This window comes from Methanocella arvoryzae MRE50, from assembly GCF_000063445.1.
In the GTDB taxonomy this organism is placed as follows: Archaea; Halobacteriota; Methanocellia; order Methanocellales; family Methanocellaceae; genus Methanocella_A; species Methanocella_A arvoryzae.
Genome location: NC_009464.1, coordinates 2,020,788 through 2,040,135, shown reverse-complemented (window position 1 = coordinate 2,040,135; position 19,348 = coordinate 2,020,788). Strand labels below are relative to the sequence as shown.

Sequence of the window (19,348 nt, the reverse complement as noted above, 5' to 3'; positions counted from 1 at the left end):
GATCACCAGATCAGGTTCTGAAGAGCCGAACCCGGACGTTCAGCCCTCATTAACGCGGTGCCGACAAGGGCAGCGTCGGAATACGAGAGAACAAATTTCAGTTGATCGACGGTGGACACGCCGGACGCGCTGACTACAGTACCGTCTATCGCAGGAGCCAGATCCCTGGTGCGCCGGAGGTCGACCTTCAGGGTGTGCCTGTCGCGATTGTTGACCGCATACAGCGTGGCTCCCGCCGATGCGGAGCGCTCGACGTCGTCCCTGTCGTGCACTTCGACCAGCGGCTCCATGCCGTACCGCCGGCATTCGGCGATCATGGCGGCGAGGGAATCGGCAGAGAAGAAGGACGAGATCAGCAGCAGGGTGTCGGCACCATAATAATACGATTCTTTTACCTGGGAGAGGTCGAACAGAAAGTCTTTCCGCAGCACGGGCACGCTGATCCCGGCTGCAGACTGTAGATTGGCGAGCGAGCCGCCGAAGTATTTGGGCTCTGTCAGTACAGAGACACCGCAGGCCCCGGCACCGGCGTATTCTTTCGCGATCTCCGCCGGGTCGCCGACCGTCCTGATGGCGCCTGCCGTGGGCGACGCGGGCTTGATCTCCGCGATCACCGGCCGCCTGCCGTCCTTCTTCGCCGCGGCGATGCTGTCGACGAGGCTGGCGGGCTTCCTGGTCATCTCTACCGTGCCCTCAAAGGGCTTGTAGGATGCCTTGCAGGCCTGCATGATCTCGCCGAAGTCCAGTTTAGACACCACCATTATGTACAATGTTATACATTAACGATATATGTTGTACATCATACATAGTATATAAACATTACCCGTTGGAGCATCAGGACATAGCTACAGCTATACCGGAGCTTCTATGGGGAGCAATGAAGAAAGGCGATCGCTGTGCTGGCGCCACTGATTCCGCAGATTGATTCGGTCGTGAAAAGGGCATTTTCAAGTACAGCTCATGAAAAACTGGAGGTCGGAGAGTTCCCGGGAGTATGAGAGGATATTCAAAGTGGGAGGTCAGAGAGGATGGAGAGGTCGCAGAGGAGGTCTGAGAGAATGGAAAGGTTAGAGAGGATAATTTTTTAGTGACTCCCGGTTTCTCGGAGGGTCAGGTACCGTTTACACAAAATATAATCATTACTGAAACGTTTCGTACGAGTGCCCGTACCATTTACACGAAGTACACAAAGTACACAAAGTACACGAAGTACTGTAAAAAACGGCATGCTTTAAGATGATCTTATAGTAAACTTCGTGTACTTCGTGTACCTTGTGTACTTTGTGTAAACGGTACCTGACTGTCCTAAAAGTTTCAAGAATAAATATACACAAGGTAGACGAAGTATTGTCTATCCCAAAACTTTTTAAGCAGTTCCTGTGCCTGGATATTCGCCTTGAGAACGCCTGCCATGGCAGGTTCCAATCTGTGCAATTGGTCAGAATCGCCATATTCTGCATCATTTGTAGAATCTGTGACGCCTGCATAGCGCAGTGATCATCTTGCTTATCGGGTGATGAGATACTATCTGTCCGCATCACCCGGATAGCGCCGGGATAAAGCGCACTTATGCTTTTATATTTGGCAAATGAGTAGCAAAAGTTTTTAATTTTGGCTATCGTACAGGATACCGGGTGTATCAGCCTTGTCCCTGATCGATAATATTGTCAGTGAATTCTCCAACGACGACGGCAAGTTCGATCCCAACGAGAACATGGACAAGTTTGCGCTGATCTATATGGCTACACTCTTCGTGTTCTGCCTGGTGCTGAAGGCTATGGGCGTCATCTGATCACAGGAGAATCTTCCGGCAGCTAACCGGCAACTGGCGTACTTCACGTCTTTTTATGGCTCTGATAGTCTGTCGCATAGGGGTTGGGGTGCACGGGGAGCCAGGGGTGTGGCCCCCGTGCCGTGTTTGTGGGGTTGGCGGGGTTGGTATACCGCCGTTTTCGGAGAGTTGGGTTTGTGTACAAATTGTTTTGATAATCGTCAGTTAGCGGCGGCCGTATTTCCAGACGATGAAGCCGAAGGCCAGAATCGCTAGTAACGCTACACCGATGCCGATGCCGAGCCAGGAATTGCTCCGGGTCACACTTACTTCGACGTACTTCTGCTCCGTCTTCGCCTCAGCGCTCACCGCTCGCATGTACAGTCTGTCAGTGCCTTCGGAGGCGTCAGCCTTGGCCGTTATCTTGACTACGAACCGCTTCGACTCGCCCGGGCTGAGCTCGCCAGCTTCCCGAGTCACTACCTCTGCGTTCAGCGATTCCGGCACATCATCGCTCCCGATGTCAATCCTTACACTGGAAAGCTTACCACTGCCATTATTCTTAACGTAGACATCAACATTTTTACTCGTTCCGGCAGCGAGGCTAAGATTATCTGGTAAGGAGAACTCTATCTTGTAATCAGTATCCTCTGTGGAGTCCACGTATAACTGTACCTGGCCCGAGTCGCCTTCACTGCCAGCGATAATGGTAATCACATTATTGCCTGCCGATAAAGGAGTAGTCTTGACCTGGAAGGTCTTAGACGTTCCTTTCTCTACGAAGACCCGGCTGATCACGTCCGAGCCGGACAGTAATTGAACGTTCCACCCGGCGGGAGCATCCTTTACACTGACAGCGTACGACTTATCCACGATACCATTGTTAGTCAACGTGACGTCGAAGGTGACAGTCTGGTTGACTTTGATGACTTTCCCAGGGTAATCTGTAGTCAGCTTCACGCCGTTCAAACTAGTAATATTATTATCAGTAGCAATTGGCAGGTACCCGATGTACAGGCTGCTGTCCAGCACGTGGTACCCTGCACCCTTGTCATCCATTACGGTTAGCTGGTAGAATGGAGCCCTGACAGTAACACTGTAGTAACCGTTGGAGACGGGAATGCTGAATACGCCGTTGTCATTAGTGCCGCCGGTGTACGACTTATCAGTCTCCTTGTTAGTGATCGTTATTGCAGCATCCTTTACTGGCTGGCCAGTAGCCGAATCGATCACGGTGCCGCTTAACGTGTAGAGGTTAGTGAGAGTGATAGTAACCGTGGAATTGTCGCCGACCGTTGCAGTTCCACTTCCACTCGCATATCCTGTTTTTGAGGCGGTGAAGTAGTACTGGCCCGGGGGCAGGGAGAAGTTGCCGATACCGTTCAGATCGGTCTGCGTAGAATGGGTGACGCCGTTGACCTGCACGGACACCAGGGCCCCGCCGACCGCCCCATTCTTATCCTTCACCAGAACAGTGACGGGACTGTCGGCGAGGGCTGAGGTGGAGGTGGTAACTAAAAATATGGAAAGGAGGATTGGGAGGAGTAATCTAGTTGAGAGCTTCATTCTTTCACCTGAACAGGCCGGGTGACCTCTAAGAAGATCTCGTTCAACGTAGGCCGGTACACGTCTAACTCGGTGACCAGACCGCCGGTCCTGCATACAGCCCGGGACACGTCTTCCGAGACGTCCTCAGAAGCATTGATCACATAGAAACCATTATTCCTGGCGACAGAGGAGATGCCGGTAATGCCTGAAATGGAATTCCTCACGACCGGCTCGTCGATCTCTTTTACTCTTAATCTGAGCTGGTAACCCTGCCTACGGGAGAACTGGTCCACCAGTTGATCGACGTTGCCGCAGATCTTCATCTCGCCGTTCACGATGATACCGATACGATCGCAGATCGCCTCTACTTCGGGCATGACATGCGAAGTCAGGAAAATGGTCTTACCCTTCGCTTTCATTTCCAGCATGAGGTTGCGGAAGTCCTCGGCTCCCTGAGGGTCTATGCCGGCGGTGGGCTCGTCGAACATCATCACTGGTGGATCGTGGACGATGACCTGGGCGACGCCGAGCCTTTGCTTCATGCCTTTGCTGAACTTGTGTACCTTCTTGTGCTTGGCATCGTGAAGGCCGACCTTATCCAGCGTCTTATCCACCTTCTCTTCCAGTTCCTTGCCACGAATACCGTATAGTTTGCAGTAGAATTCGAGGTTCTGCCACGCAGTCTGATTCTCGTAGAAACCATAAGGATCGGGAAGGACACCGCAAGCCTTTCTCACCTCCAGCACATCGTGGATAATATCGTGACCGGCCACCTTGCCCGTGCCCGAAGTGGGCTGCACCAGCCCGAGAAGCATCTTCATCGTCGTGCTCTTCCCAGCGCCGTTCGGCCCCAGAAAGCCGAAGATTTCACCTGCACCTACGCTGAAACTCAGGTTGTTGACCACTGCCTTCTGATCATAAAGCCTGGTCAGGCTCTGCGTCTCGATCATCTGGAGGCCTCCAGCACGAGAGCTGCCCTTGCCCCTTTATCAGTCAGAGTAAGGTAGCAGCGGTCCTCAACCTCTTCACAGCAGACAAGACCGGTATTTACAAGTGAATACATTCTCTTGTACTTCCGGTCATCACCGATAACGGCCAGCTTGATGTTGGTATAGCCCAGCTTTGTCAGCTTGGACGCATCATACATTGTGGTCGTTTTCCCGACGGCCTTCAAAAACAAGAGTAATTCTTGCCTGACCGTGCTCCGTGACAGCGAATAGTAGACGTCAAAGCCAAGTTCTTTAAGCCCCTCCAGACGCTCACGTCTGCGGCTCTCTTTGGTTTGAACTATATCGTCCTGGAAATTTTCCGTTTTATACCAACCCCTTAACTCACTATAATAAGGGGTTAATAAGTAGGTGTATATAAATGGCCTCTCCTAATCGCCTAGGAATCGTGCGCTATATTATTTATTTTATACTATTCATCAAAAATTAGCCCAAAATAAGTACCTATCAACGAGAGGTAGTGATACGTATCAATACTACTTTATATAATTCCTCTTGTAAAACAATAAATCGGCAGGCAAGGCAATGCCTGCCGAACAATAAATGGATTTGGTATCGTGAAATACAACAAAGTCTTTGTATTGGCGTTTGCCGCAATAATACTTGCGGTGGTCGCCAGCGGAAGCGCATTTGCGGCATCACCATATGATGGCACGTTTGAAACGACCTATTCGGGTAGTTATCCATCAGTAAACGGGTACTCGTCCGGATCTCGGGATGTAACCAGTGGTAGCGATCTGCTTACCTGGTTTAACACTATGCACAACAATGTTGGCAGAAGCGTCACAGTTTACAATGATGCATTCGCAACAAACCGCTTTGGCCAGTATGCTGACGTGTTATACAATACTGAAAACACTTTCGGCATGTCGCAGAACAGTGTTACCTCCAACACATTCCAGACTCTGGTCGACGATTGGTCGAACTCCTATACGATTCAGGCGACTCACTCGTACAGGGATGGCTCATACAGCTACACATCTCCGGTAAATTCGCAGATGACGTTTTATTAAATGAACGGCTGAGGATGAACTCCTAAACTTTTATTTTTTTTAGTGAGGATTTTATGAGTAACATAATGGTCATGGCCAGGAAAGAATTCGTGGATTTGTTGAGTAATCCAGTGGTTCTTGTTGTTATTATAGCTTATTTGGTATATTCAATATTCGTTATTTATGACTATAGTATCGTTTTTTTCGGGGGCAGGCCAGGGGTTACTGTATTGTTTCAAGATAATCCTGGGGTTGCCTGTGCTAACTCGATCTTTTATTCGATAACCTGGATTGGCACATTGATTGGTATTATTATAGGATGTTCGACGATTTCTTCGGAGCGTTTCAGTAATGCCATTAATACTTTGATTGTTAAGCCGTTGTATCGGGATACGGTTATTAACGGGAAGTTGCTTGGCTCGATCGCTTTTCTCACATTTACGATGGTTTTGATCATTGCCACATTTACGGCGGGATTTCTAATATTATGCGGTAATGCCTTTTCTGCCTATTTACTCGATTACCTGGCCCGTCTGCCTTTCGTTTTGATATTCGCCTTGATCTACGTGTTGGTGTTCTTGCTGCTGTCGATGCTGATCTCATTGCTGGTCAGGGATCAGGCTTTCGCAATGATTCTTAGCATTCTTACCGTGTATTTGTCTCTGATCGTCTACTTCTATACAATATCCGCTTATATTGACAATATCTTGCCCGGTTCAGGATTGGGTGGTCTGCTGGTGAAGTTGTCGCCGAGGGGAATATTGGAGCATGCTCAGCCTTTGATCATGAACACGGGGGTAGATGCTTACGATGCGTTTCTCGACTGTCTTCCGGATTTCTTACAGTTGCTTCTGTACATGATCATCTGTTTAGTTCTGAGTTATATCGTCTTCGTGAAGAGGGATATTTTGTGAATATGAGGGTTATGCTTATGATCGCAATGCAGGAGTTTACTCATACTCTAACCCATCCGTTAGCACTCCTGGTAGGTGGTATCGTACTAGCGGTAGCTTATATCAACGGTGCTGGCGGTGTAGATACTCTTGAGATCGTAAATGCGCAGGCTGATCTGGACGCGGTCATGGTTGGCTTCGGCCAGTCCTGGCAGGCTACGTCTATGATCTGCACGATTATGGCAGCGTTTCTCGGGGCCACCACGATCCCGTATGAAAAGTGGAAACATACCCTAAACGTGCTTTTTACCAAACCCCTGTACAGAAAAGATTATATTGCCGGAAAATTCGTTGGACTGACCGCGTTTATGCTGGTCTTCAACACCTTTGCCGTCATGTTTACCGGCCTTCTGATCATAGTCTACTTCAGAGAGCCCTTATCCGTTTCGGATTTCCTGCTTCGGGTCATAGCGTACATCATTGTAATGACAATGTCCTGCTCTCTGGTGATTGCGTTAAATATGCTGATCGGTGTTCTGTCTAAAAACATCCTAGTGGTCACCTCAGCAGCCATGACCTATATCTACTTCGACTGGATCTGGAATAACGACCGTATGCTGGGCAACCTTGCCTTTTTAACCCCGATGAACCTGTATAACAAGCTTATCAATCCGATCACAACCCTGTATCCGACTCTGTACGATACGCTTACTCCGTTCACCTTGTGGTTTTCCAGCGCAGTCCCATATATCGGGCTCATGCTCATCGAAATACTCGTATTCCTGCTGGCAGGCATCCACCTGTTCACCAGGGAAGACAAAATCTGAAATGGAGAGAGAAACTTGTACTTCAAACTTACATCCATAGCATTCTTAGCAATATTGTTCATAGTGGTATTGCCGTGTACTGCCGAAGCGAGAGTGACTTCAATAGCAGCGGGTGGCGGACATGTGCTCGCCTTAAATGACGATGGGACCGTGTTAGCGTGGGGACATAACCGTATGGGTGAACTAGGCATTGGTGTGGCCGGAAACTCGCAAAAGACTCCTCAGAAAGTCCTCATCGATAATGTGACCGCTATCGCCGCATCGGGCTCCAATAGCCTGGCTTTGAAGAAGGACGGCACAGTCTGGGCATGGGGAAATGGAGCGGATGGTAGTCTAGGAAATGGCGGGACCGAACCTAAATATTCTCCGGTGCAGGTGACCGATCTCACCAATGTGACTGCCATTGCTTGTGGTTATGGCTGTTATGCTTTAAAGGACGATGGCACAGTCTGGGCATGGGGTAATAATTATAATGGTGCACTTGGTGATGATACCACTGAGAATCGGTTGATACCGGCCCAAATAAATGGGCTGACGGACATTGTTGCCCTGGGCGAAAAAGGATCGTTCGCCATTAAGGGTGATGGCACAGTCTGGGCATGGGGAAGTAACGACTACGGCGATTATTATACGATTTCATACGGTGCCCTCGGTGATACGACAGGGCCTGGGGTACGGACGCCATTCCAGGTGGGTGGCCTCCAGAATGTTAAGCAAATTATCAGAGGCGGGGAATCTTACACACTATATCTTCAGAATAATGGTACCGTGTGGGGATGGGGCGGCAAATTTTATGGTGAACTAGGAGATGGTAACCAGAATTCTTCCTGTTGTCCCCCGTTCGTTGAGGAGATTACCAATACCCGGGTGCAGGCAAAAATATCAGATGTAGAAAAGATATCCTCCACTTTTTATCACACTGTGGCGCTTAAGCGTGACGGTACTGTCTGGTTCTGGGGTAAGTTCATCGACGGCAGAACAATGTATAATAACGTGCAAGGTACGTCGACACCTTACCAGATTAGTGGTCTTGATCAAGTAGTGGACATAGCCGCAGGGGATCAATGCTGTATCGTGTTAAAAGAGGATGGCAGTATCTGGGGATGGGGAGATAACCACTATAATGCGTTACTAGATCATGGTAAATATGTAGCCGAGCCAGTTATGCTCCTTGAAGGTTCACCTGTGACGACATCTACTCAGATGATTGAGCCGACGAACACGGCCATAAATAATTCATCATTTCCGGGCACTCTTAACGATATAAGCACGGTCACGCCCAATACGCCTGTCACAACACCAGGCTTCAGCTTCAACAACATCGCCGGACTTTACAGCTTGTTAATTATCGTAGGACTACTGACAGGATTCGTGAGAAGAAAAGGCAGGTGACTTCCTGCCTTTTCAACTTCAATGGCTGCAATCGATAGAACCCTATTACTGACATTAGGAAATTGTTAGATAAAGAAGGAAAGCATCATGTGTATTGTCGATCTGGTACTTTAAATCTAATCCCATACGCTGAATATTATAATTATTTTTCCTAGACGATTAGTAGAGGCCAGTTAAGACAAGTTGATCAAACGATCGTTTGGTGGTTACATGCCAAACTATCGTCGCACCATCGTGTTTGCAACCTTTTTAGCTGCCGTTTTCCTCACGGCAGGTACGGCTGTCGCATCGAACGTAGATGCGGATTATGAGAGCAAAGGCGGATATATTGTGGAGCCCGGGACAAGTTACCCATGGTCATTTGGAATATTAACCATATCCGGATCGATTACTCAGGGAAATTTAAACCTGCACTATAAAACTGTCAGCGGCTACTATACGAATCTGCCTGTTGATCTGGACTGGGGGAATTCCGCGAACTCCCTGAGACTGAATGTATATTCTCCGGATAAGATTACCTTCGGACCATTTTACGACAATGCCGACGGAGTGATCGATGGTAAAATCAGCATTAACATAAGGAATTCCAACGGCATCGCACAGGGGACATGGAAATACGAGGTCTATGGGCATAGTGTGTCAGGAACGCAAAGTTATACTATTTGAAAGACTAATTAATAGCCCATGCACTGGAAGCCTCACCTCTGCGTGGGAATTCTAATTTTATTTCTCGCCATTTCCTGCTCTTTAGCATATGCAGAGGGCGGGTATGAGGTGGTAATTGGCCCCTATCCGGGCAACGTGAGTCCAAACGGAGGCGCTGCTGCAGGCTATGAAATCGTGCTCACCCCGCATCCGGACGACATATCTGCTACAGGCGGCGCTGATGGAGATCTAACCTTCTGGGACCTTCCGTTGTGGATTCAGATAGCTATCATATCTGGGGCGATCGGAGGACTTTCATTTTCTCTGTTAGGGATTGCTAAAATTATCCCATTCATTATAGCTAAAATTGCCGATGTCCTGGAAAACCAGAACAGAAGAAGAATTTACACCTACGTGGAAAAGAACCCCGGATGTACTACCGCCGAGATCTCCAGGAACGAGAGCCTCAACCTCGGCACTGTGAAACATCACACCAGCATGCTGGAGCGTTCGGCGAGGATCACCACGGAGAAGATCGGAAGATACGTCCGGCTGTTCAAGAGGTCCGACGACTATTCTGAAAGAGAAAAGCGATTGATTGCCGCCATGAAAAGTGAGACTGGCAGGATGATCCTGATTATCATAAGAGATAATTCAGGCATTACGAACGCCCGGCTGTCGGAGATGCTCGGCATCCCGGAGGGTACGGTACACTGGCATACCAGTCGATATATTCGGGACAGAATAGTCATCGCTGAGAAGAAGATGAAGCTGAAAGAGCTTTACATCCAGAACGACCTGAAGCCGGCCTTAGACATGATTATTGCCAGCGGCCAGGATTAGCCCGGCACGGAGCAGCGATAGTAATTACTACATGGGCTCATTGTTGAAAATCGACAGCGCCCGCTAAGCCCATTTTGTGAGATAACCGTTTACGCCCTATATCCACGACCGCAAAGTTATATATCACGCTCGATTATAATACCACTTTCATGCGATCGAAGCTCCTGATTTGCATGGCCTTACTACTCGTCGTGCTGGCATGGGCAGGCCCGGGAGCACATGCATATAACGAAAGCGACGTCATCCAGCGTGTGGGCCCCTATGAGGTAGTGCCTGCTCACGTTATTGAGAATGAGACTGACAATGCCAGCCTGATCGGCGACACCAGCGGCGCCGACGGCACGATCACCTTCTGGCAATTGCCCCTGTGGATCCAGCTCACCCAGGTCACCTGGATAGCCACGTTATCAGCAACTGCACTGGCCCTGATCCTCAAGTTCGGGCCGCTGATTATAGGCAAGCTGAAGACGCCCCGGGACAACGAGATCAGGGACCGGATATACAATCACATTAAAGACAACCCCGGGTCGACCGTGGCCAGCATCGCCCGTAAAGAAGGCCTCAACCTCGGCACCGTCCGCTACCACGTCGGCCAGCTCCAGTCCACCCACCGGATCACCCTGGTCAAGTCCGACAAGTTTGTCAGGCTCTTCCAGAACTCCAATACATATACCGACCGGGAAAAGACCGTCCTGTCAGCCATCAATCGCCCCACGGCCCTGTCCATCGTCTCGTACCTCCACGACCACCCGGGCACCACCACTCCCCAGATCGCCGGCAGCATCAACATCACCGACAGCGGCACCAACGTCCAGCTGAAAAAGCTGCTGAGAGACCAGATCATCAGGGCAGAGCCGGCCGGGAGGTACCTGAGGTATTACCTGAGAGAGGATGTTAAAGCTCTCATCGACAGGCAAAGCTCGGCCTGACCATATTCGATTTAAAAGAAATCGACTGACGTTTCATATGTAATATAGTCATGATTGATCTACGGTTGCCTGATCTTGTGTTTGTAGGCCGCCAAGCACTCGCCTAATGAAAAATGGATATTCAGGTAGAGGCTATGAAAAATTAATAGTTGGCCACGTATAGGTTGAAAATACCGCCAAGCCCGCCAAGAAGCCAAGCTCGCCAAGGGCTTTTCGATCAGAATTAAGACGAATATCTAATATGGCTTGGCTTTCCACGAAAAATGTGTTTCTTGGCGTTCCATGAAAAATCTGGGTCCGGGAGGTGTTGAGAAGTCGGAGGGGAGGTCGGAGAGGTTCACGGAGTATAGAGAGAACGTTCAAGCTGGGAGGTCATGGAGGTCATGGAGATCAGAGAGAAGGTTATGTGAGGTACCCGGAGGTCAGAGAGAATATCTTTAAAAAATCCTCCCAAACCTTTCCACACTCCCAATCCTCCTCTCAGACCTCTCCACCCTCCCCAACCTCCCAGCCTGAAAATCCTCCTAGACCTCCCGGGAACTCCCCAACCTCCAGGAGTTTTTCATCGGCTTTACTTGAAAAACCAGTTTTCATGAGGCGAGTGCTTGGCCCCTTGGCGAGCTTGGCGGTATTTTCGACTCACACGGGGCCAACTTCCAATTTTTCACAGCCTTTACCTGAATACTCCATTTTCCATAAAGCGAGTGCTTCGTGTAAATGGTACGGGCACTCGTACAAAACGTTTTAGGGAAAATATACTTCGTGCAAACGATTCTGGCACTCACATTAAACTTTTACCGATCCAGCACGTCGGCCAGCCTGCGGCCCTCTGGCGTCAGCGAGTAAACATTAAGCCCCCGGTTGCCCTTTTCCATCCGCACCAGCCCGAGGTGGATCAATGAGCGCTCTTTCCCGTACCTCTTCCCGAACCCGGCGATGGCCCCGGTCGCGTTGGTGTAGGCAGTCCTCGTGTCCCGGGCGATGTCGTACATCGTGGACGCGGTGGAGTGATACAGGTATAATAAAATCTTCTTCCTCACCGAGCTTCGCCCTATGGAAGCCACTATATCGTCGCTGAATTCTGACATGTTAACCCCATCAATCTACAAGGGTAAGAAGAAGTTGTATATAACAGTCGTCTACGATTCGCTTAAGAACGAACAAAATTAGACGATTGGAAAGCCGGAGGTCGGGGAGTACCCGGAAGGCGGGGGAGGATTTTCAAGCTGGGAGGTCAGAGAGGTAGGAGAGGTCAGAGAGGAGGTCCGGGAGTGTGGAAAGGTCAGAGAGGATTTTCTGATGTTAATCCTCTCCGGCCTCCTCACTTACCTCTCAGAGACTTTTGCATAATTCACTCGATGATTGTTGTCCGTGGGTTTGCTCCTTGTCTGATCTGGTAGAGTACTTGGATTTGTCGTGCGATCAGGGTGAGTCCGGTCTTTGCTGTAACCCTAAATATTCTGGTTGTTTTTACTCGTTTTAGGTCCAGATGCTCCTTCAAAAGGTAGTTCGTGTACTCGCAATGCATTCGATTTTTATATATCTTGTTCATGGTGATGTCATGGAAGGGTATCTTCTCCTGTATCCGGTACCTGGGCAGCTCTTTCTTACTGTTCCTCGGGTTGACCCGGTTAATCAAAGGTATGCCTACCTGGTAGAGACGCTCCAGGTTTTCTTTCGAGTCATACGCCATATCAGCGAGCAACCCATTCATCTGCAGTGTTCGTGCGCCCATTTTCTTTAGCAAAGGGAAGAGTTGAGTGGTATCATGGATGTTGGCGGGAGTAACTACACTGCAGATGGGTGCCAGTGTTAAAAGGTCGTACAGTAAGTGGATTTTGTACCCATAATACCATTCATCAGTGATATGATCGAGACCCCACGAGGCGTCAGGATCTTTCTGACTGTAAGCGTTCAGACTGGTACTGTCCACACCGACCATACACATGAAGTCCTGTTCCTCATCTTTAATCATGCTTGCGATGATAGTCAAGATCCGGTCGATATCCACAGTATCTTTGAACCTGCTGAACGTGCTTTCACTAGGCAACTTATTGAGACCGAGAACATTCATTTTATAATAGTCGCCCTTGAGTATTCTTACCAGTTCACTAACACTCGAGAGATTTGCCAGCTCCATATATAGAAGCGCCCGAAGCAAGGCGATCCGACTGTACGTGGAGGGTCTGCCCATCTTATTATTCTTCTCGAGATACCTGAAACGCTGCCAGTCAACCGCTTCCAGCATCATGAGCGGCACATCAGAAAGTATTTTACACTGGCAATCGAAGCAAGAAACGGGCATCTGCCAGCCCGTACCAACGTTTTTACTTAGCATGAAAAACGACACGGCTGCAATGCCCATATACTTGTTACCGACTTATGCAAAAGTCACCAGAGTCTTATCAACCTTCTCCTCCAGCTCCTTGCCACGGATGCCGTACAATTTACAGTAGAATTCAAGGTTCTGCCACGCAGTCTGGTTCTCATAGAAACCATAAGGATCAGGAAGGACACCGCAAGCCTTTCTCACCTCCAGCACATCGTGGATAATATCGTGACCGGCCACCTTGCCCGTGCCCGAAGTGGGCTGCACCAGCCCGAGAAGCATCTTCATCGTCGTGCTCTTCCCAGCGCCGTTCGGCCCCAGAAAGCCGAAGATTTCACCTGCACCTACGCTGAAACTCAGGTTGTTGACCACTGCCTTCTGATCATAAAGCCTGGTCAGGCTCTGCGTCTCGATCATCTGGAGGCCTCCAGCACGAGAGCTGCCCTTGCCCCTTTATCAGTCAGAGTAAGGTAGCAGCGGTCCTCAACCTCTTCACAGCAGACAAGACCGGTATTTACAAGTGAATACATTCTCTTGTACTTCCGGTCATCACCGATAACGGCCAGCTTGATGTTGGTATAGCCCAGCTTTGTCAGCTTGGACGCATCATACATTGTGGTCGTTTTCCCGACGGCCTTCAAAAACAAGAGTAATTCTTGCCTGACCGTGCTCCGTGACAGCGAATAGTAGACGTCAAAGCCAAGTTCTTTAAGCCCCTCCAGACGCTCACGTCTGCGGCTCTCTTTGGTTTGAACTATATCGTCCTGGAAATTTTCCGTTTTATACCAACCCCTTAACTCACTATAATAAGGGGTTAATAAGTAGGTGTATATAAATGGCCTCTCCTAATCGCCTAGGAATCGTGCGCTATATTATTTATTTTATACTATTCATCAAAAATTAGCCCAAAATAAGTACCTATCAACGAGAGGTAGTGATACGTATCAATACTACTTTATATAATTCCTCTTGTAAAACAATAAATCGGCAGGCAAGGCAATGCCTGCCGAACAATAAATGGAGTTAGTATCGTGAAATACAACAAAGTCTTTGTATTGGCGTTTGCCGCAATAATACTTGCGGTGGTCGCCAGCGGAAACGCGTCGGCAATGGTGCCGCAGGCATCGTTGAATGATGGGCCAAGCGCAGGATGGGATAACGATCCGAGTAACAGTTTTACTGTTGCACGAGGTAGTACTTTTTCCGAGACCTGTAAATGGGTGTATGCTACCGATGATATTTCGGGTAATATAGATGGTGTATACTGTTATTCCAGTATTTACACGTCGCCACAGTATAATCAGGTTCTCTACAGGGATCTGCTAAGTGCGCCAGGTCAGTCTCAAGAGAGGTCCACGACCGTGACGGCGAGTAGTACAAATTATGGTGCGAATAAGCCCTACAATATTTGCCTTGGGTTCTGGTGGGGTCTGAATAATTACTTCACGTCGACGGATCAGGAAACCATCACAGTGACTTAAAATGGTTGTGGAGTATCGAGATAGCCACATAGGTACCTAGGTGGCCCTTTTTTCGGAGGGAGTCTGTTGAGAAATATCGGTGTCATAGCTGTAAATGAGTATACTAACCTGTTGCGAAGTAAGCTGATTCTCGTAATTGGCGCCATCTATGTCTTGCTATTTGTCAAAGTTATGATCGAGATTCAGGCGCCCGGGAATGAGGCTTACTCACAGACGCTTTCTATGATTCATATGATGGGGGTAGGGGATTCTGATTATTATACGTCCGTTCTTCTCTGGAACATCGGATATGTCCTATGGTATTATGGGGCATTTTTCGGGATGGTTCTCGGCGTATATACTGTGGCTGCAGAACGGTACAATAATACTTTGAATACTTTGACAGTAAAGCCACTCTACCGTGACACTATACTTAACGGAAAGCTACTCGGCTGTTCTCTATTTATCTTATCTATCTTCGTCCTTTCCATTTTAATTTATACAGGTTACATTCAGTTTTTTTGGGGCGGCTCTTTTATCTCGTTGGCCGAGGGATATTTCGTCAGGCTTCCGATTATAGCACTAATTTCATTGCTCTATGTGCTGTTTTTCTTCTCCTTATCCATGCTGATATCACTGATCGTAACCGACCTTGCCTTCGCACTGATCCTGAGCATGATGGTAAAGTGTTTTTTTGTCGACGCCCTTTCGGTGGAAATTTCCGGGAAGTTAACTACTCTGCTCGGCATGAACTTTAATACCGGTAATCCATTCCACGATTTCATACCGAACGGTATCATGAGTAGCATTTTTAAAAAACCTATCGAGAGCAACAATATCCTGAGGCCTTCTAATGACTTGATCCTGGCTTTATCTGAATCGATGCCCAATGTTGTTAAATTGCTCTTGTATGTGGTTATTCTGGTTATTATAAGCTACATTATATTTCTGCGGAGGGATGTGGCCTGATGTACCGGAATCCGTTCAACGTACTTATTAATATTGCCCTGAATGAGTTTGCCCGAGTGTTTTATCATCCAATGACTCCGGTGATTGTTCTCCTGTTGTCGTTTTTAGCGGTTTTAAACGGGGCTGGCGGTACTGCTGCGAACTTTATAGGAGGACCCGATGAAGCTGGCCTGTACTATTGTATCGGTCAGACATTTATGTTCACGTCGATCTATGGTGTGGTCGTTGCCGTGTTTATAGGTGTGATGTCGGTCGCTGAGGAGAGACGGAATCATTCGCTGAACATCGTTTTATCCAAGCCTGTATACCGGAGAGATCTTCTCGCGGGGAAGTTCCTGGGTTTAAACTGCTATATGCTAGCAATTATTGTTTACAGTATGCTTCTTGCAGGATTGGTGCTATCACTATTTTATTTCACCCCTACGAATCCCCTAGATTTTCTCGCTAAGATCGTTATATACGTTATAATCGCGTTCTGCTATACGTCTATAACGCTGGCTATCGCTTTGCTGATCAGTATTATTTTTAGGGATTTACTGATCTCGACCACAGTGGCTATAGCGTATATATTCATGGACGGCTATGTCGGCTGGACGTGGCTGCTTCCAGGCCTGAGGAATTTCAGCCCGAGAAGTGCGATGTGCAACCTGTATATCAGTAGCGCAGCCAATCTTCAGAGTACTTCTTTAACGGTCAGCCAGTGGTTCAGCGCTAACCTACTCAACCTGTTTTTCCTCGCGGCAGCGATCGTTCTCATCTGTCTGGTTGCGATGTCCGTATACACGAAAGGTGATAACTTGTGATTATGTGTAAGAATTATATTAAACCTGTTATCATTCTGGTTCTGCTATCAGGTTTGGTCGCGATTATACCGGTGACCGCTGGAGCTGTCACTGTAAAGGAAGTATACGCAGGAGGCTTTACTAGCTATGCGGTGGATGTTGACGGTAATGTCTGGGTGTGGGGTAGTTTTCTCAATGAGAAGTATGCACATCCGACCAGGCTGTCGTTTATCGATCATGTGAAGATGATAGCCCCGGGTACTGCCGGGTGTGCTGTAGCGTTAAAAGATGACGGAACAGTTTGGGCCTGGGGAAACCTGCCAGCAAACTGTGCTGGTGCTTATCCTGGCGATAACAGCACTATGCCTATCCAGATCCCTATATCTGATGTGAAATTTGTCGCCTGCACAAGCTCTGGCAGTTCTGTATACATGGTAAAGGAGGATGGCAGCCTCTGGATGTGCGGAAGTGAGCTATGCCTGAGTATGGATGATATTTTACATACAGAGCATATTTACGATCCAGTACAGTGCCCCGTGAGTGATGTCAGTAATATAGTTGTGACGTCGAGTTTTGTGTATGTGCTGAAGGATGACGGTTCGTGGTGGAGCTGGGGCGAAAACAGGGATTACCAGCTAAATGATGGTACTAACGTCTCTCGGGATACGCCGGTCAGGATGCGGCTTGCTAACGTTAAAGAGGTCAGCGCTGAGTCCATGTGCTTTGGTGTCAACGATGAGTTCGTGTCTGCCTCCAGCGTGCTGGCGCTGGATGAGGTTGGACAAGTTTACGGTTGGGGTGACAATACATACTGGGTGGCCGGCGATTCCAGTTTCCCAACCAGCTCTATCGTTTCTTCCCCTCACCCCGTGCCACGGATGAGCAACGTCATTGAGATCGGCAGCGGAGTTGATTATTATGCAGCTTTGAAGAAGGATGGTACCGTCTGGGCATGGGGTAGTAATCCCTACTGCTATGATGGACAAAATTCCCTCGACAGCAACACGCCTGTAAAGCTGGCGGGCTTCACAGACATCGTCTCAATCGCAACGGGTAGTCAGCACCTACTCGGCGTTAAGAAGGATGGCACAGTCTGGGCATGGGGATGTAATAAACATGGTGAGCTGGGTAATGGAGAAATCTCTGGCATAGGCGGCAAACCCTATGCTGTGCAGGTGACCGATCTCCATGTGGATTTACGGGCAGTAACAGGTACCTCTTTGGTGACTTCGACACCAGCGCAGGCACCTACGTATACCGCTATTCCTAACATGGAGGATAATTCGACTGAAACATCCAAGCCTGCAGCAGTAGCCCCGGTTTCTCCGACTCCAGTCCCGTTACCAAGCGTAACCCCTGAATCTACCCCGGGCTTCGGCTTCAACAACATCGCCGGACTTTGCAGCTTGTTAATTATCGTAGGACTGCTGAAAGGATTCGTGAGAAGAAAAGGCATGTGACCCCCTGCCCTTTCAACTCCAATGGCTGCAATCGATAAAACCTTAGTACTGACTTTGTTGGAAATGTCCAGTAAAGTAAAGCACCATGTGTATTGTCGATCTGGACATTAGATCTAATATTATACTTTAAATATTATAATTATTTTTCCTAGACGATTAGTAGAGGCCAGTTAAGACAAGTTGATCAAACGATCGTTTGGTGGTTACATGCCAAACTATCGTCGCACCATCGTGTTTGCAACCTTTTTAGCTGCCGTTTTCCTCACGGCAGGTACGGCTGTCGCATCGAACGTAGATGCGGATTATGAGAGCAAAGGCGGATATATTGTGGAGCCCGGGACAAGTTACCCATGGTCATTTGGAATATTAACCATATCCGGATCGATTACTCAGGGAAATTTAAACCTGCACTATAAAACTGTCAGCGGCTACTATACGAATCTGCCTGTTGATCTGGACTGGGGGAATTCCGCGAACTCCCTGAGACTGAATGTATATTCTCCGGATAAGATTACCTTCGGACCATTTTACGACAATGCCGACGGAGTGATCGATGGTAAAATCAGCATTAACATAAGGAATTCCAACGGCATCGCACAGGGGACATGGAAATACGAGGTCTATGGGCATAGTGTGTCAGGAACGCAAAGTTATACTATTTGAAAGACTAATTAATAGCCCATGCACTGGAAGCCTCACCTCTGCGTGGGAATTCTAATTTTATTTCTCGCCATTTCCTGCTCTTTAGCATATGCAGAGGGCGGGTATGAGGTGGTAATTGGCCCCCCTCCGGGCAACGTGAGTCCAAACGGAGGCGCTGCTGCAGGCTATGAAATCGTGCTCACCCCGCATCCGGACGACATATCTGCTACAGGCGGCGCTGATGGAGATCTAACCTTCTGGGACCTTCCGTTGTGGATTCAGATAGCTATCATATCTGGGGCGATCGGAGGACTTTCATTTTCTCTGTTAGGGATTGCTAAAATTATCCCATTCATTATAGCTAAAATTGCCGATGTCCTGGAAAACCAGAACAGAAGAAGAATTTACACCTACGTGGAAAAGAACCCCGGATGTACTACCGCCGAGATCTCCAGGAACGAGAGCCTCAACCTCGGCACTGTGAAACATCACACCAGCATGCTGGAGCGTTCGGCGAGGATCACCACGGAGAAGATCGGAAGATACGTCCGGCTGTTCAAGAGGTCCGACGACTATTCTGAAAGAGAAAAGCGATTGATTGCCGCCATGAAAAGTGAGACTGGCAGGATGATCCTGATTATCATAAGAGATAATTCAGGCATTACGAACGCCCGGCTGTCGGAGATGCTCGGCATCCCGGAGGGTACGGTACACTGGCATACCAGTCGATATATTCGGGACAGAATAGTCATCGCTGAGAAGAAGATGAAGCTGAAAGAGCTTTACATCCAGAACGACCTGAAGCCGGCCTTAGACATGATTATTGCCAGCGGCCAGGATTAGCCCGGCACGGAGCAGC

The 19,348-nt window shown here is 48.5% G+C and carries 22 protein-coding genes; 14 read left to right on the top strand and 8 right to left on the bottom strand.

Features of this window, described 5'->3' with window-relative positions; all coding sequences use genetic code 11:
- Positions 1–2: 2 nt before the first annotated feature.
- Complete coding sequence (locus RCI_RS10150) at positions 3–761, bottom strand: indole-3-glycerol-phosphate synthase (RefSeq protein ID WP_048198446.1); 759 nt, start codon at positions 759–761, stop codon at positions 3–5.
- 884 nt (positions 762–1,645) lie between these two features.
- Between RCI_RS10150 and RCI_RS17035 the strand changes: the two genes are divergently transcribed.
- Positions 1,646–1,792 carry a hypothetical protein gene (locus tag RCI_RS17035; protein WP_158308907.1) on the top strand — a complete coding sequence of 49 codons (147 nt, stop codon included), beginning with the start codon at positions 1,646–1,648 and terminating at the stop codon, positions 1,790–1,792.
- Between the two features lie 204 nt (positions 1,793–1,996).
- Here RCI_RS17035 and RCI_RS10145 read toward each other — a convergent pair whose 3' ends face one another.
- Genes RCI_RS10145 through RCI_RS17380 form a run of 3 tightly spaced genes read right to left on the bottom strand, consistent with a single transcriptional unit; the run spans position 1,997 to position 4,532 of the window.
- A complete protein-coding gene (locus RCI_RS10145) occupies positions 1,997–3,337 on the bottom strand; it encodes a carboxypeptidase regulatory-like domain-containing protein (RefSeq protein ID WP_012036342.1) in 1,341 nt (446 codons plus the stop codon).
- Positions 3,334–4,269: an ABC transporter ATP-binding protein gene (locus tag RCI_RS10140; protein ID WP_012036341.1), complete on the bottom strand. Its 936-nt coding sequence runs from the start codon at positions 4,267–4,269 to the stop codon at positions 3,334–3,336. Before RCI_RS10140 ends, RCI_RS10145 begins: the two co-directional genes overlap by 4 nt.
- Positions 4,266–4,532 carry an archaellum operon transcriptional activator EarA family protein gene (locus tag RCI_RS17380; protein ID WP_269446500.1) on the bottom strand — a complete coding sequence of 89 codons (267 nt, stop codon included), beginning with the start codon at positions 4,530–4,532 and terminating at the stop codon, positions 4,266–4,268. Before RCI_RS17380 ends, RCI_RS10140 begins: the two co-directional genes overlap by 4 nt.
- Positions 4,533–4,883: 351 nt before the next feature.
- Between RCI_RS17380 and RCI_RS16715 the strand changes: the two genes are divergently transcribed.
- From RCI_RS16715 to RCI_RS10100, 7 genes are all read left to right on the top strand, one after another.
- Entirely contained in the window at positions 4,884–5,339 is a 456-nt protein-coding gene (locus RCI_RS16715; protein ID WP_012036340.1) for a hypothetical protein, read from the top strand.
- Between the two features lie 71 nt (positions 5,340–5,410).
- A complete protein-coding gene (locus RCI_RS10125; protein WP_231844827.1) occupies positions 5,411–6,232 on the top strand; it encodes an ABC transporter permease in 822 nt (273 codons plus the stop codon).
- Positions 6,233–6,234: 2 nt separating this feature from the next.
- Positions 6,235–7,038, top strand: a complete 804-nt coding sequence (locus tag RCI_RS10120; protein WP_012036338.1) for an ABC transporter permease subunit — start codon at positions 6,235–6,237, stop codon at positions 7,036–7,038.
- A gap of 15 nt (positions 7,039–7,053) precedes the next feature.
- The gene (locus RCI_RS10115; RefSeq protein ID WP_052309954.1) at positions 7,054–8,430 is read left to right on the top strand and encodes an RCC1 domain-containing protein; all 1,377 of its coding nucleotides are present in this window, start codon (positions 7,054–7,056) and stop codon (positions 8,428–8,430) included.
- A gap of 210 nt (positions 8,431–8,640) precedes the next feature.
- Positions 8,641–9,096, top strand: a complete 456-nt coding sequence (locus RCI_RS10110) for a hypothetical protein (protein ID WP_012036327.1) — start codon at positions 8,641–8,643, stop codon at positions 9,094–9,096.
- 135 nt (positions 9,097–9,231) lie between these two features.
- Complete coding sequence (locus RCI_RS10105) at positions 9,232–9,918, top strand: winged helix-turn-helix transcriptional regulator (protein ID WP_052309953.1); 687 nt, start codon at positions 9,232–9,234, stop codon at positions 9,916–9,918.
- 149 nt (positions 9,919–10,067) lie between these two features.
- The gene (locus RCI_RS10100; RefSeq protein ID WP_012036325.1) at positions 10,068–10,847 is read left to right on the top strand and encodes a winged helix-turn-helix transcriptional regulator; all 780 of its coding nucleotides are present in this window, start codon (positions 10,068–10,070) and stop codon (positions 10,845–10,847) included.
- A 794-nt stretch (positions 10,848–11,641) separates the two neighbouring features.
- Here the strand turns inward: RCI_RS10100 and RCI_RS10095 are convergent.
- The 4 genes from RCI_RS10095 to RCI_RS17375 form a co-directional block, all read right to left on the bottom strand.
- The gene (locus RCI_RS10095) at positions 11,642–11,935 is read right to left on the bottom strand and encodes a putative transcriptional regulator (protein WP_012036324.1); all 294 of its coding nucleotides are present in this window, start codon (positions 11,933–11,935) and stop codon (positions 11,642–11,644) included.
- A gap of 263 nt (positions 11,936–12,198) precedes the next feature.
- Complete coding sequence (locus RCI_RS10090; protein WP_048199243.1) at positions 12,199–13,185, bottom strand: transposase; 987 nt, start codon at positions 13,183–13,185, stop codon at positions 12,199–12,201.
- Between the two features lie 42 nt (positions 13,186–13,227).
- Positions 13,228–13,593, bottom strand: a complete 366-nt coding sequence (locus RCI_RS10085) for an ATP-binding cassette domain-containing protein (RefSeq protein WP_269446471.1) — start codon at positions 13,591–13,593, stop codon at positions 13,228–13,230.
- Complete coding sequence (locus RCI_RS17375) at positions 13,590–13,856, bottom strand: archaellum operon transcriptional activator EarA family protein (protein WP_269446500.1); 267 nt, start codon at positions 13,854–13,856, stop codon at positions 13,590–13,592. The genes RCI_RS10085 and RCI_RS17375 overlap by 4 nt, the downstream gene beginning before the upstream one ends.
- A 351-nt stretch (positions 13,857–14,207) precedes the next feature.
- On the opposite strand from RCI_RS17375, the gene RCI_RS10075 reads away from it, so the two are divergent.
- The 6 genes from RCI_RS10075 to RCI_RS10050 all read left to right on the top strand — a co-directional run bounded on the left by RCI_RS10075 (position 14,208) and on the right by RCI_RS10050 (position 19,332).
- On the top strand, positions 14,208–14,657 hold the full coding sequence (locus RCI_RS10075; RefSeq protein ID WP_012036331.1) for a hypothetical protein: 450 nt from the start codon (positions 14,208–14,210) through the stop codon (positions 14,655–14,657).
- Between the two features lie 66 nt (positions 14,658–14,723).
- Entirely contained in the window at positions 14,724–15,605 is an 882-nt protein-coding gene (locus RCI_RS10070) for an ABC transporter permease (protein ID WP_012036330.1), read from the top strand.
- On the top strand, positions 15,605–16,408 hold the full coding sequence (locus tag RCI_RS10065) for an ABC transporter permease (RefSeq protein WP_012036329.1): 804 nt from the start codon (positions 15,605–15,607) through the stop codon (positions 16,406–16,408). Before RCI_RS10070 ends, RCI_RS10065 begins: the two co-directional genes overlap by 1 nt.
- A 2-nt stretch (positions 16,409–16,410) precedes the next feature.
- Positions 16,411–17,847, top strand: a complete 1,437-nt coding sequence (locus RCI_RS17635) for an RCC1 domain-containing protein (RefSeq protein ID WP_012036328.1) — start codon at positions 16,411–16,413, stop codon at positions 17,845–17,847.
- Between the two features lie 207 nt (positions 17,848–18,054).
- Positions 18,055–18,510: a hypothetical protein gene (locus tag RCI_RS10055; RefSeq protein WP_012036327.1), complete on the top strand. Its 456-nt coding sequence runs from the start codon at positions 18,055–18,057 to the stop codon at positions 18,508–18,510.
- A 135-nt stretch (positions 18,511–18,645) separates the two neighbouring features.
- A complete protein-coding gene (locus RCI_RS10050; protein WP_052309953.1) occupies positions 18,646–19,332 on the top strand; it encodes a winged helix-turn-helix transcriptional regulator in 687 nt (228 codons plus the stop codon).
- Positions 19,333–19,348: the final 16 nt, after the last annotated feature.

Excerpts from the sequence above, each read along its gene's own strand:
- RCI_RS10055 (WP_012036327.1), top strand. The coding sequence starts at position 18,055 with ATGCCAAACTATCGTCGCACCATCGTGTTTGCAACCTTTTTAGCTGCC.
- RCI_RS10065 (WP_012036329.1), top strand. The coding sequence starts at position 15,605 with ATGTACCGGAATCCGTTCAACGTACTTATTAATATTGCCCTGAATGAG.
- RCI_RS10110 (WP_012036327.1), top strand. The coding sequence starts at position 8,641 with ATGCCAAACTATCGTCGCACCATCGTGTTTGCAACCTTTTTAGCTGCC.
- RCI_RS10140 (WP_012036341.1), bottom strand. The coding sequence starts at position 4,269 with ATGATCGAGACGCAGAGCCTGACCAGGCTTTATGATCAGAAGGCAGTG.
- RCI_RS17635 (WP_012036328.1), top strand. The coding sequence starts at position 16,411 with ATGTGTAAGAATTATATTAAACCTGTTATCATTCTGGTTCTGCTATCA.
- RCI_RS10085 (WP_269446471.1), bottom strand. The coding sequence starts at position 13,593 with ATGATCGAGACGCAGAGCCTGACCAGGCTTTATGATCAGAAGGCAGTG.
- RCI_RS10090 (WP_048199243.1), bottom strand. The coding sequence starts at position 13,185 with ATGCTAAGTAAAAACGTTGGTACGGGCTGGCAGATGCCCGTTTCTTGC.
- RCI_RS10100 (WP_012036325.1), top strand. The coding sequence starts at position 10,068 with ATGCGATCGAAGCTCCTGATTTGCATGGCCTTACTACTCGTCGTGCTG.
- RCI_RS10125 (WP_231844827.1), top strand. The coding sequence starts at position 5,411 with ATGGCCAGGAAAGAATTCGTGGATTTGTTGAGTAATCCAGTGGTTCTT.
- RCI_RS10150 (WP_048198446.1), bottom strand. The coding sequence starts at position 761 with ATGGTGGTGTCTAAACTGGACTTCGGCGAGATCATGCAGGCCTGCAAG.
- RCI_RS10120 (WP_012036338.1), top strand. The coding sequence starts at position 6,235 with ATGAGGGTTATGCTTATGATCGCAATGCAGGAGTTTACTCATACTCTA.
- RCI_RS10095 (WP_012036324.1), bottom strand. The coding sequence starts at position 11,935 with ATGTCAGAATTCAGCGACGATATAGTGGCTTCCATAGGGCGAAGCTCG.
- RCI_RS10145 (WP_012036342.1), bottom strand. The coding sequence starts at position 3,337 with ATGAAGCTCTCAACTAGATTACTCCTCCCAATCCTCCTTTCCATATTT.